This is a genomic window from uncultured Granulicatella sp., assembly GCF_963528195.1.
GTDB lineage: Bacteria > Bacillota > Bacilli > Lactobacillales > Aerococcaceae > Granulicatella.
This window is the reverse complement of record NZ_CAURVN010000040.1, coordinates 1-12,130: the sequence shown is the minus strand read 5'-3', so window position 1 is coordinate 12,130 and position 12,130 is coordinate 1. Positions and strand designations below refer to the sequence as shown.

The following is a 12,130-nucleotide window of genomic DNA, read 5'->3' as shown; positions in this document are numbered from 1 at the left end:
TCCCACAAGTTGTATTGACACTGGTTCGTGTCACAAATGTTTGTGTTTCTTAGAAATTGTAATATATATGTAATATAAATAAACTTAAATATGCTAAAAAAGTAGAGTATAATTATATCGTATAGCATAAAATTCAAAATAAAGATAATAATGGAGAAAAATATGGGAAATAATAATTTACAAAGGAAATATTCATTACGGAAATTCAAAGGGATTGGGTTGGCAAGTGCAGTTATAGGTGTACTTTTTGCGAATCAATCTGTCTATGCGAATGTAACTTCAGATGGGAAAGACGAAACAACGCTTGTAAAAGAATTTGATAAAGTACCCTCTAGTGCAAAAACAACTTTTACGGATGATCAAAATCCAACTAAGAAAGTAACAGTAGATGCCGTTGCGGATATTAGATATAACCAACTGACAAAAGCCAATCAAAATACAGGGAATCCTGATGGAACTGATACAATAAAGTTTACAACGAAAGCTACAGTGAATTATTTATTAGAAGATGATAAATCAAAATTACAAGATTCAAAAACTGTAGAGGGTGAAAGTGGCACAATAAATACACCTTATGATAAAAAAGGTATCGCATATGATACAGACGGAAAAGATTATCGTGAATCAACTGTAGAAAAAACGGGTGCTGTTAATGAAAACACAGGTAGAAAGGTTCACCTTGAAGCTAACAACAAAGTATATGAATTAGTTCGTTCAGAAGTAATCAATTCAGATAAAGCAACTTATGAAAAAACGAAATTTAACGATATCGAAGCTCCAGTTTCTCCAGAAGGAATGCATAACAGTCTTGGTGAAATAAATTATGGAAAAATAACTGGAAAAGTCTACTTAGTAGAAGAAACTTCAGATGGACATTATGGGAAGTATGTAGAAGCATCGAATATCAATAGTGATGAAGAAGCCGTAAATGCATGGAAAAATGGACAAGCAACGGCTAAAGATTTCACGAAAGAAAATGTGACTCTTAAAGAAGGCGATACAGTTCTTGTGATGGATCGTGATACGTATGCTCATGGTAGTGGGAAAAGAATAACTAATACTATTAAATACACTCGTGAGAAAAAACGAGTTACAGAGTTTTATGATAAATTAGAAGAGAAAGTTGTGAATCAACAAGTAGGATTAGAAGCAACTTATTCATTTTATAGTTCTACTCCACAATCTGATTTCAGTGTTAAAGTTTCAGGGGAAGATCAGATTTTTGGGACGGATGATGATAAAGTTGTTTAAGGAGATGGAACTATGCTTATGGTGTATTATCCTACTTCTTCTACGATAAAAATTAATGATCAGATTGTTTATCCTGGTAAATTAGACTTATCTCACGCTTCTTTAAAAGAAATTTTAAAAGATGCTCAATTCAGAGAATATGGGATTATTAATTATTTTGAAAAAAGAGCAATAACAGAGGAAGCTAAAAAGAAAGTTCAAGATAAAAAAGAGGAACTGGAAAATAGAATTAATAACATTATTAAACTGATAAAAGAGAATAATGTGCAAGTGGGCTTAAACCAGGATAGTATTGCGTTTCTAAATGCAAAACCAGAGATATTGAATAAGATAAAACAATATATTTTGTCTGGGCAAGAGCTTGTTGATGGCTTTGAGATTACATTAAATTCAAATTCCAATGATCTTGTAGAATATGGAAATATTAAAGATGTAACTAGAACTATAGAACGGAAATTAAGTTATGCTTATCCAAGGGATAAAGTTAGTTCAACTTCTGGAGTTGAAGTTGTAAATTATGGTAGTGGATTTATGGTTGATAAAACAATTACTACTTATCATAAGGAAGTTGACAAATATACTGAGTGGAAAAAAGAAAATCCTGAAATAGAAACAAGCGAAGATCCAGTCTATGCTAATAAAGGTACTGTTTCAATTTCTGATGATTTAAGTAATATTCATGTGGTCAATGAAACTTCAACGATAGAAGAAGAAGAACTTAGAAAAGAAACTGTAACCACAAAGGAAGAAACTAATTATCAGATAAAAGAAATTATTACTCCTGTTCGTGCTTATAAAGTAATGGGAGAAGGGAAATCTATCGTAAATCATTACTATCAATTGAGTACAAAGCGTTCAGAAAATCCAATTAAAACTGAAAACACAAAAGTAGGGACAGTGACTGTTCAATATGTTTCAAGTTCAGGAGAAAAGTTAAAAGCTGATGAAATAGTGGAATTGAATACACCATATGAAATAACAAAAACATATGATGTCTTTTCTGGAACAACAAAAGTTAGGGAAGAAAAAGTGGTTGAAACATTAAAGCCCGTTTATGATGCAACTCCGAAGAGATTCAATACAATAATAGGCGATAAGACAGGATTTGCTTATGAATTTGAAGCGATTGCCTATGGTTCTGCACATGAAAGAAGTACAATAGATAAACCTCAAACGATTGTTAGCTATGTTTACCGTTTCGTAAGTAAAGAAGATCCAACGCCAGTTAAAAAAGAGGTGAAAAGTTCGGTAATTGTTAAATATGTTGATGCTGAAGGGAACGAAATCAAATCAGAAGAAATCGTGAAAAAAGATGCTGTTATAAAGACAATTTATACTTATTTTACAAAATCTGGAGATAAAGTTATTTCAACTCGAGAACGTGTTAATTATGAACTTCTACCTTTTTATAGTACTCAAGATAAAAGATTAAATGAAATTACTACAGTAGATGGTAAAAAGTATAAATATCAGGGTGTTTATCCAGTGTCAGAAAAATTCCATAATGTCATTGCTGAAAATGGAATACTCGAAGAAGGGACAACTACTGTCGTTTATCAATATGTTTTAGAACCTAAAAAAGTTGAATGGGCAGTATCAGAAAATCCACCAATTTTAGATGTGCCAGAATTTGAAGGTGGAGTTGTTTCAGTAGATCCGCCAACCTTGGAAGTTCCTGAATATACAGGAGGGGTAGTATCAAATGAACCACCTGTATTAGAAGTTCCTGAATTCAAAGGGGGACTAGCGTCAGAAGAACCCCCAGTATTGGATGTCCCTGAATTCAATGGTTCAGTAAACGGAGATTTGGGTGATTCGTTAACTTTACCACAATTAATTATTACTAAATGGGTAGATGAATACGGAAATACCTTAAAACCAGCAGATGCGAAAAAACCTTCTGTAAAAGGTGAAGCAAATGAAGCGTTTGAACCAGGTACAATTGAAGGATATGAATTTGTTGGAACAATTCCAGTAGATGCTGATGGTATTGTTACTCATGTTTTCAAGAAAAAACAAGCTTATAAACCAGATCCTAAACCGGAATTCAAACCACAACCAGAACAAACTCCAGAACCAAAACCTGAAGAACCTAAGAAAGAAGAACCAAAAACAAATGACGTAACTCCTTCGAACGAAGGAAATGAACATCAAACTTCAGTTCCTACAAACAAAGTAGAAGAATTACCTCAGACAGGTACAGGACAGGAGTTTGCAATTTTTGGAGCTGCAGCAAGTTCAATTCTTGCAGGATTAGGATTACTAGTTCCAACTTTCAAGAAAAAAGAAAAATAGATGAAGCAACTTGTTAAAAGTATAGATGTAGATTTTTCAAACAATTAAAGGAGCAGTCGAAAGGCTGTTCCTTTTTCGTCTGCTTAACTTTAGGATGTAGAAAGACTATGGTATACTGAGGCTGATAATAGAGTTATGTAAATTCTTAGAAAGTAGGAGCAATTATGAATGTAATTTTTTGTACTTCTCCATTCCAAGTTCTTGTTGCAAGAGAAATAGCGCGTTATACTAACTTGGAATTTTACGGAATGTATTTGTTAATGTCAGATGATCCAAGGCAGAAAATCTATGCAGAAAAAATGAAAGAATTTTGTGAAGATGTGTGTATTTTACATGAGGAAAATCTTTTAGAAACTTTGCAAAATTCTCTTTCTGGGAAAACCATTTCTTCGATGTATTTAGCAAGTTTAGATAATCCAGTGGCATTAAGTTTTTTCAACCCTAAAAGAATGCAATTATTTACTTTTGATGATGGCAGTACTTCAATTATTGTTCCGAATATGTATACACAAAATAAAAATAGAATAGTGTCGCCATTAGGTTTAACGTTAGGACAAATAATGAGCCTTTCTCAAAATCATTTTACTGTGTTTGAGAAGACAGAGTTGTTTGAAGAAGGAAGACAAATCCCATTATGTTTAGATACGAAACCAGTAGATTTTAAACGTGCTAATAACGGACAAACGCTTCGAGTTTTTCTTGGTCAAGCGTTAGGGTCAGTTTTTGATGAGGAAGATATTGAAGTTACGAAATATCTAACGCAAAAAGCGATACAAGACTGTGGAGCCGATATCTATTATCCGCATCCTCGTGTGGCGATTGAAATTGAAGATGTTCAAGTGGCAACTCCTTTAAAATGTTTTGAAGAGGAAATCTATGACTTGCTAGCAGAATATGAATTTGTTGAAGTGTATGGTTTCTATTCAACTTCGTTTATTTTTGCAAAAGAAATTGAAGGAGTAAAGGTGCAAGGATATCGTACCTTCTTAAGTAGCTTTGAGTCAGATGTGTTACAAAATTATGGGGTGCAATATAAAAATATTTCTCTATCCGATATTTGTGTGGATATTATGATGCCTGTTTATAATGGAGTGAAAACGATTGATGCGTCGATTCAATCAGTTTTAAATCAAACTCACCAACAGTTTCGATTATGGATTGTAGATGATGGCTCAACTGATGAAACACAAGAAGTTTGCCAGAAGTATTTAAATGATGCTCGGATTCATTATGAAAAATTAGTGCATCACGGTATTTCGCAAACATTAATTGAGGGAGTGAATCGAACTTTAGGAGATTACGTTGCCAGAATAGATTCGGATGATGTGTGGATGCCTTGGCATTTAGAGACGGTGTTGCATCCTTTAGAAGCTAATCCTTCCTTAGATATTGTTGGAACAAGAGTAAATCTTGAAGAACCTGAAAAAAAACGAATGTTAAAAATAAATAGACAGAATCATTTGTATGGGGAAACACTATGGTTCCAATTAGCGTATCGAAATTTATTTCATCCTTCAACAGTTATTTTTAGAAAGTCTGTTTATGAAGAAGCAGGTGGTTATCAACTCGGATATGACGGATATGAAGATTGGCATTTATGGGCAAGAATGATCACAAAGGAAAATGCTGTAGTATTAAATGTTATAACTGCTTATGAACAAACTAATGAAAGTTATCATCGACAAATGACTTTTCGTGCTCGTTTAGCAAAAACAAGGGGGATATCTCTTGAAGAAGCTTTAGAAGGAGAAGTAAGATGAGAGTATTTACGATTAAAGAAGGAATTCCAAGTGCTATTTATGGGTTTGAAAGTAGTCAATTGGCTCGGCAGTCTATCATGCAAGAATTGGGAATTGAGCATCAATTGGTGATTACAAATCTGAAGAATATTGTTCCAAACTTTGTAGAGCAATTAGAACAATTAGGGTTTCATAATTTTTATCATGCGATTTTTGATTTGTCTGATTTAGCTAGAGTTCGTCCAAGTGTTTCAAAGGATTTCCTTACTTCATTAGAGCATGTAAAGAAAGTTAAATATACAAAAGAAGGTTATGTAGGATTGGTGTATTATGAGGATGGAACGATTGAGTGCTATACTTCGCAATTATTTTATCGGATGAATATGTTTTCTAATACCTTTACTTTATATGGAACAAAAGGAATTATACTTGAAGGGAATTTTAGTGAGAATTATCATGATTATCATTTTGTGGCAACAGGAGAACATTATTCGCAATGGCAATTGGTGAGTGTATACTTAGCCGAGCATTCAACTCCTCAAGATAAATTTATGATAGATATGATTAATGAATATCCTTTGCAGTTGAGAAAGTTTTTTCAAAATACAAAAAGAGAATTATTGGCGTTTACTCATTACGATATTTTAGCACCTTTTATGAAATTTGTTTTGCAAAATTGGTGTACAAATATTGTCGCAAGTCCAGTATTAGAAAAACGATTAGGAAGCGATGTTGTGAGATTTTTGCCTCCTGTTTATGTGGAAGAGGTAATAGAAAAAACGTATGAAACAGTGACGGATTGGTGTATTGTTGGGAATATGACCATCATTAAAAATTGTGAACTAGCCATTGAAGCGTTTAGATTAGTTCCACAGAGTCGTTTAACCATTTATGGAACATTGCCGGATGGAATGACGAAAGAACAACTTCCGGAAAATGTAACGTATGCAGGGTTTGTAAATTCTGTTCCTTATGAGAACCATCAAGGGTATCTATCTTGTTCATATAGTGAGTGCTTTGCCAATTCTGCAGTAGAGGCTTCTGCTAGTGGATTAGTTTGTTTATTGTCGCATACGGATTTAGCGCATATTTATTATGAAAAAGTTTGTAGGCATACGAATACGTTTAGATCGCTTGATGAAATAGTGAAGTTGCTAAAAAGCTATCATGAAAAAAGTCACTATCAATCTTCAAGTTTTGCAGAAGAATATAGAAAAGAAAAAGTGAAATCTCTTTATGAAGAAGTGTTAAATAAAAAGAAAAGGGGAATGGAATGAAAATTGCCGTAATACCTGCAAGAAGTGGCTCAGTTGAATTGCCAAATAAAAATTTACAAGTTGTTTGTAGAAAGAGTCTATTAAACCGAGCAATTGATTTTGCTATAGAAGCGGATTTGTTTGATAAAGTGATTGTGACAACTGATTATAGTACGCATTTATTTCAGAATGACAGGGTAGATGTTCATCATAGACCGGAAAGTTTAGCAACATCTCAGGCGACTATGGTGGAAGTGTTAACGGATGTCATTGAAGCTTTTCAACTAGATTCAAAAGATAAAATTATTTTATTACAACCAACAAGTCCGTATCGTTCAAAGGAAGATTTGGTAAAAGTTTTGAAGTTAATGGAGCAGTACGATAGTGTAATAACGGTTAAAGAAGTGGAGTTAAATCCAGCTTTATTTGTAACGCCGTTAAATAAAACAGAATTACTATCGAAACAAGTAGAGGCAAATCAGACAAATCGGCAAATCCATCAAAAACAATATTATCCAAATGGTAATTTATTCGGAGTGACTGTGGGAGCTTTTCTTAAGTCTCAATCGTTTTACGGTGGAAAATTAGGGTATGTGTTGCAACAAGGAAAATATAATATCGATATTAATACAAAAGAAGATTTAAAACTGGCAGATCTTTGGGGACAAATGGATGAAGTTTAAGCAATCTTTTCAGTGGATTTGTTATAGCTTATCAATTTTTGCGACTTTGTTATCGCCGATTTTATTGATTGGGATTGTGGATACAGCCTATCATAATGGGTATCGCAATTTTGTCGCTCAATTTGGAATTATTTTAGCCCTTCCTATTTTGTATTGGATTTTAAAACGTATAATTTCATATGAAGATGTTTTTGAGTTTGTTGAAGATCGATTCGGTTATAAAAGTTATATTGCATCGAAATTATTATGGACGATGTATCAATTATTACGAATTGGAATTATTTTATATATTCCTGCAATTATGTTAAAAGAATTAACTATGATACCAGTATCTATTTGGATAGTAGTACTTGTGTTGTGGGCATATGTGATTGCTCGAGGTGGGTTGCCTGTTGTTGTAAAATATGACAGTATTTATTCAATTATATTATTAGCTTCTATTATTACTATTCTTATTAGAATGAATTCGGAAGGAATTGTGTTTTCAGGCTTGTCCAGTTCAAGAGATTCTTTTTCAGGAACCATTCTTGTAGGAGCAAGTTTTCAAACTCTTTCTTCCTATTTAGTCAGTCCCGATTTGCAAGAGAGGTTTAAACAAGTAGGGCATTCAAAATTATTACGTTCTATTTTGTTGAATTCTTTTTTAGGGATTATTGTCACTGGTGTTTTGTATCTGATTGGAGTTTCGTTAAAACAAGCGGGATATAATTTTGATGATAATGTTTTATTGCAATATGCAAAGATGAAAGGATTATGGACGGCACTTCCTGTAACGATTGGAGTCTTATTGGCAGCTCAGACGACTTTATCAACTGGTTTTGAAATTTTGGTGAAACAATATTCATCTTTTAATAGCATTCCTTTAATTTTATTCATCAGTACGGGTATAGCTTTTTGCTTAGAAGCAATTGGTGGAGTTTCTTCTTATGAATTTTTTGTAGGATATGTGGGAATTTTTCTAACGGTCATTTCTAGTTTAGTAATTCTAGGGTTAGTTTTTAAGAAAATCCATTCATTTGTCTGGTTGATCATGTGTATTTCGTTAGTTTTTGTTAGGATTACTTTTGAAATGGAAATGTGGATGTATGGATTAGTTCCATTTATCAGTGGATTCATATTTGTTTTGTTCTTTAATGAATATAAAAATGAAAATGGGTAAGGAGTGGCTCGAATGGAAAATTTGTTAATTGCGACGACGCCTTTACAGGCGAAAATTGCAATGTATATTCAAAATGAGTATGTAGGAGAAAATTTTACAACGTTATATGTCACACCTGTGATGAATGAGCGCCATCAATATTATTCGAAAGACTTTACAGCGGTTTATTGTTTGGAGAAACAAGAAGATATGGATGCCATCGTTGAAAAATTTTCGGGGGATTATTCTAAAATTTTTTATGCTAGTTTTGATCATCCATTAGTATTAGATTTAGTAGCTTGCTCTACTTATAAACAGTTGATGAGTTTTGATGATGGGTATGCTGATATTTTTCCATATGGAATGTACTCCTTGCCTTTAATAGAAAGGCAAATAGGGAAATACGGTATCACTAGAGATGATTTAATTAAAAAAACGGAAAAGCATTATACTCTTTATGAGAGTCCTTATCATGTTGTTAGTAAGAACAAATTAGTCTATTTGGATAATTTTTTTGAAACAAAAGAAAAGCCTATTAAAAACGGGAAAACTGTTAAAGTATTATTGGGACAAAATTTTTCTGAAACTGATGATGCAATTTCTGTGCGTTTTATAACAACCTACGCTCATGCTTTAAAGATTGATTACTATATTCCTCATCCAAAGGAAAGATTTCATATTGAAGGAGTTCAATATTTGAATTCACCATATATTTTTGAAGATTTAATTGCTGAATTATGGAAGGAATATGAGTTCATTGAAGTGTATCATTTTACTTCGTCTGTATGTTTACATTTAAAAGGTATGTCTCATGTGCGTTTGAAAGGGATTTCGATTCCTTATTATGAACAACGTCAAAATGAATTAAGAAAATTAGGATGTGAATTTATCCATGTCCCATTGGGCTGGTAATAAGGAAATACAGAAAGTATAAAAAATCCTGTTAGTGTAAAAGCTAGCAGGATTTTTGGATAACTTATAGTTTTTTGTTACAATAAAAAGAAAGAACGGAGGGATATCATGCAAGTAACTAAAATTGAAGTACAAAAGAAAAAGCAAAATCGTTTTAATATTTACATTAATGATGAATTTGCTTTTGGAGTAGATGAAGCTACTTTATTAAAGTTCGCATTAACAAAAGGAACAGAAATAACGCAAGATACAATCCGTGAAATTGAACAGGAAACACAGTATCAAAACGCATACCAAAAAGCTTTGCATTTTTTAAATTTTAAGTTAAGAACGGCTAAAGAGGTCTATGAAAAACTCGAAAAACTAGAAGTGTACGATGAAGTGATAAACCAAGTTTTACAACAATTAATGGATCATGGATTTGTCAATGATCAGTTTTATGCAGAAAGTTATGTACGAGAAAATTTTGCATTACAGAAAAAGGGTCCAAAAGCTGTAGCGTTTGAATTAAAGAAAAAAGGTGTGAATGATTCTATTATTCAAAAAGCTTTAACGGAGTTTGATGAAGCGACACAATTAGATCAAGCAATAGAAATTGCACAAAAATATGTCGACCGACAAGGAAATGCACCTGTTAAGACAGTGAAACAAAAAGTGTATGGCTTTTTAATGCAAAGAGGATATGACTTAGATATCGTACAATCTGTGATTTCAGAATTGACATTTGAAAAGCAAGAAGAGAATGAAGAAGAACTAGTGATGAAACAAGGTGAGAGAATTTTGAAAACTTTACTTTCTAAATATGAAGCAACAGATTCACAAGTTTGGTATCAATTAAAAGGAAAATTATATCAAAAAGGTTTCAGTAGTTCTGCTATAGATGAAGCGATTGAAAAGTTGAAATGGGAGAGTGAAGAATGGATTTAGAACAATATGGAATTAAAATGTGGTCTGAAGAGAAAATTGCTTCATTTCAGGAAAAACTATTAGCATGGTATGACAAAGAAAAGAGAGATTTACCGTGGAGACATTCGAATAATCCTTATCATATATGGGTGAGCGAGATAATGCTTCAACAAACAAGGGTCGACACAGTGATTCCGTACTATTATCGATTTTTAGAAACTTTCCCAACAATTGAGTCTTTAGCAAATGCACAAGAAGAAGAATTGTTAAAAGTTTGGGAAGGTTTGGGGTATTATTCAAGAGTCAGAAATATGCAAAAAGCTGCTCAGCAAATTATGGAAGAATATAATGGTGAATTCCCAGATACTATGGAAGAAATCCAAACTCTAAAAGGAATTGGACCATATACAGCAGGAGCGATTGCTAGTATTGCTTTTAATTTGCCAGAACCAGCAGTCGATGGAAACTTAATGCGTGTTATTAGCCGATTGTTTGAAATAGGATTAGATATCGGTAATCCATCCAATAGAAAAGTATTTCAAGCAGTTGCAGAAAAAATTATTTCAAAAGAGCGACCTGGAGACTTTAACCAAGCATTGATGGATTTAGGCTCAGATATTGAATCACCAGTAACACCACATCCAGAAGATAGTCCGGTAAAAGAATTTAGTGCAGCGTATTTAAATGGAACAATGCATTTATATCCAGTGAAAATTCCTAAGAAAAAGCCAGTGCCAATGAAGTGGCAAGCATTTGTCATTCAAAATGATAAAGGGCAATATTTATTAGAGAAAAATACTTATGCAGATTTATTAAGTGGATTTTGGCATTTTCCATTAATAAGAGATTATACACCTACAAGGAAACAATTGAGTTTATTAGATGAAATAGCAGAAGAAGTTGAAGATTATCCAAATAAAAATATCCCGTTAGAAACACAATTTGAATCAATTTATCAATTAAAGATTCAAAAAGGTAAGAAATTGAAGGGTGAAATCAAACATATTTTTAGTCATCAAAAATGGGAAATTGAATTAACAAAATATCAAGTACAATCATATGATGAAATAGAAAGATTAACTGATAGAGAATTAAGATGGGTAGAAGCAGAAGAGTTTTATAAAATGCCTTTTTCAAAAGTTCAAACAAAATTATGGGAACATGTATCAGGGCAAGACGAGAATAATAAGTAGTAGATATTCACACAAGCGATGAAATGTGCTATACTACAATCGAGAATGAATGTAAAGAAAAGGGAGCTTTTCTAAAATCGATATAGAAGGTTGGACTCGTGATGCAAAATCCAAGAGAAGGAGAATTCATCACTGTCAAGAGTTATAAACATGATGGCAGTCTTCATCGTACGTGGAGAGATAGTATGGTGCTAAAAACAAGTGACCAAGCAATTATCGCTTGTAATGATCATACTTTAGTAACAGAAGCGGATGGAAGACGTTGGCTAACAAGAGAACCAGCATTGTTATATTATCATAAGCATTACTGGTTTAATGTAGTAACCATGATTCGTCAAAAAGGAATATCCTACTATTGTAATCTAGCTTCTCCCTATGTATTAGATAAAGAAGCATTAAAATACATTGATTACGATTTAGATATTAAAATATTCCCAGATGGTGAAAAAAGACTATTAGATGTCGACGAATATGAACAACACCGCCGACAAATGCATTATTCAAAAGAAATCGATCAAATTTTGAAGGCGAATGTTGAGATTCTAGTCGATTGGATTAATAATAAAAAAGGTCCGTTTTCACCAGAGTATGTTGACTTATGGTATGAACGTTATTGTCAACTAACCTATCGTAAACAATAACTCAAGGTAGTGTGAGCGAGAGAGTGTTTTGAAGTGAATGCTTCAAAACACTTTTTTCGTAAAAAATATAAAAAAAGTTACAAAAAAGACTTGAAAAGTAAGTCTAGCTATGGTAA

Annotated in this window: 10 protein-coding genes; all 10 read left to right on the top strand. The window is 32.8% G+C overall.

Annotation, left to right across the window (positions count from 1 at the left end):
* Window positions 1-162 precede the first annotated feature (162 nt).
* The 10 genes from RWR88_RS07510 (at window position 163) to RWR88_RS07465 (ending at window position 12,014) form a co-directional block, all read left to right on the top strand.
* The gene (locus RWR88_RS07510; protein ID WP_314451537.1) at window positions 163-1,251 is read left to right on the top strand and encodes a YSIRK-type signal peptide-containing protein; all 1,089 of its coding nucleotides are present in this window, start codon (window positions 163-165) and stop codon (window positions 1,249-1,251) included.
* Between the two features lie 12 nt (window positions 1,252-1,263).
* Window positions 1,264-3,546: an SIALI-17 repeat-containing surface protein gene (locus RWR88_RS07505; protein WP_314451535.1), complete on the top strand. Its 2,283-nt coding sequence runs from the start codon at window positions 1,264-1,266 to the stop codon at window positions 3,544-3,546.
* A gap of 164 nt (window positions 3,547-3,710) precedes the next feature.
* Complete coding sequence (locus RWR88_RS07500) at window positions 3,711-5,306, top strand: glycosyltransferase family 52 (RefSeq protein ID WP_314451533.1); 1,596 nt, start codon at window positions 3,711-3,713, stop codon at window positions 5,304-5,306.
* Complete coding sequence (locus RWR88_RS07495; protein ID WP_314451531.1) at window positions 5,303-6,562, top strand: glycosyltransferase; 1,260 nt, start codon at window positions 5,303-5,305, stop codon at window positions 6,560-6,562. The genes RWR88_RS07500 and RWR88_RS07495 overlap by 4 nt, the downstream gene beginning before the upstream one ends.
* Window positions 6,559-7,224: a cytidylyltransferase domain-containing protein gene (locus tag RWR88_RS07490; RefSeq protein ID WP_314451529.1), complete on the top strand. Its 666-nt coding sequence runs from the start codon at window positions 6,559-6,561 to the stop codon at window positions 7,222-7,224. Before RWR88_RS07495 ends, RWR88_RS07490 begins: the two co-directional genes overlap by 4 nt.
* The gene (locus RWR88_RS07485) at window positions 7,214-8,383 is read left to right on the top strand and encodes a hypothetical protein (RefSeq protein ID WP_314451527.1); all 1,170 of its coding nucleotides are present in this window, start codon (window positions 7,214-7,216) and stop codon (window positions 8,381-8,383) included. The genes RWR88_RS07490 and RWR88_RS07485 overlap by 11 nt, the downstream gene beginning before the upstream one ends.
* A 12-nt stretch (window positions 8,384-8,395) precedes the next feature.
* Complete coding sequence (locus RWR88_RS07480; protein WP_314451525.1) at window positions 8,396-9,274, top strand: glycosyltransferase family 52; 879 nt, start codon at window positions 8,396-8,398, stop codon at window positions 9,272-9,274.
* Window positions 9,275-9,382: 108 nt separating this feature from the next.
* Entirely contained in the window at window positions 9,383-10,201 is an 819-nt protein-coding gene (recX, locus tag RWR88_RS07475) for a recombination regulator RecX (RefSeq protein ID WP_314451523.1), read from the top strand.
* Entirely contained in the window at window positions 10,192-11,373 is a 1,182-nt protein-coding gene (gene mutY / locus RWR88_RS07470) for an A/G-specific adenine glycosylase (RefSeq protein ID WP_314451521.1), read from the top strand. Before recX ends, mutY begins: the two co-directional genes overlap by 10 nt.
* Window positions 11,374-11,474: 101 nt before the next feature.
* Window positions 11,475-12,014, top strand: coding sequence for a DUF402 domain-containing protein (locus RWR88_RS07465; protein ID WP_020991225.1), 540 nt, complete (start codon window positions 11,475-11,477; stop codon window positions 12,012-12,014).
* Window positions 12,015-12,130 lie beyond the last annotated feature (116 nt).

Bases quoted from the DNA above. Each gene is read 5' to 3' on its own strand.
- RWR88_RS07490 (WP_314451529.1), top strand. From the start codon at position 6,559: ATGAAAATTGCCGTAATACCTGCAAGAAGTGGCTCAGTTGAATTGCCA.
- RWR88_RS07485 (WP_314451527.1), top strand. From the start codon at position 7,214: ATGAAGTTTAAGCAATCTTTTCAGTGGATTTGTTATAGCTTATCAATT.
- RWR88_RS07500 (WP_314451533.1), top strand. From the start codon at position 3,711: ATGAATGTAATTTTTTGTACTTCTCCATTCCAAGTTCTTGTTGCAAGA.
- recX (WP_314451523.1), top strand. From the start codon at position 9,383: ATGCAAGTAACTAAAATTGAAGTACAAAAGAAAAAGCAAAATCGTTTT.
- mutY (WP_314451521.1), top strand. From the start codon at position 10,192: ATGGATTTAGAACAATATGGAATTAAAATGTGGTCTGAAGAGAAAATT.
- RWR88_RS07510 (WP_314451537.1), top strand. From the start codon at position 163: ATGGGAAATAATAATTTACAAAGGAAATATTCATTACGGAAATTCAAA.
- RWR88_RS07505 (WP_314451535.1), top strand. From the start codon at position 1,264: ATGCTTATGGTGTATTATCCTACTTCTTCTACGATAAAAATTAATGAT.
- RWR88_RS07465 (WP_020991225.1), top strand. From the start codon at position 11,475: ATGCAAAATCCAAGAGAAGGAGAATTCATCACTGTCAAGAGTTATAAA.
- RWR88_RS07480 (WP_314451525.1), top strand. From the start codon at position 8,396: ATGGAAAATTTGTTAATTGCGACGACGCCTTTACAGGCGAAAATTGCA.
- RWR88_RS07495 (WP_314451531.1), top strand. From the start codon at position 5,303: ATGAGAGTATTTACGATTAAAGAAGGAATTCCAAGTGCTATTTATGGG.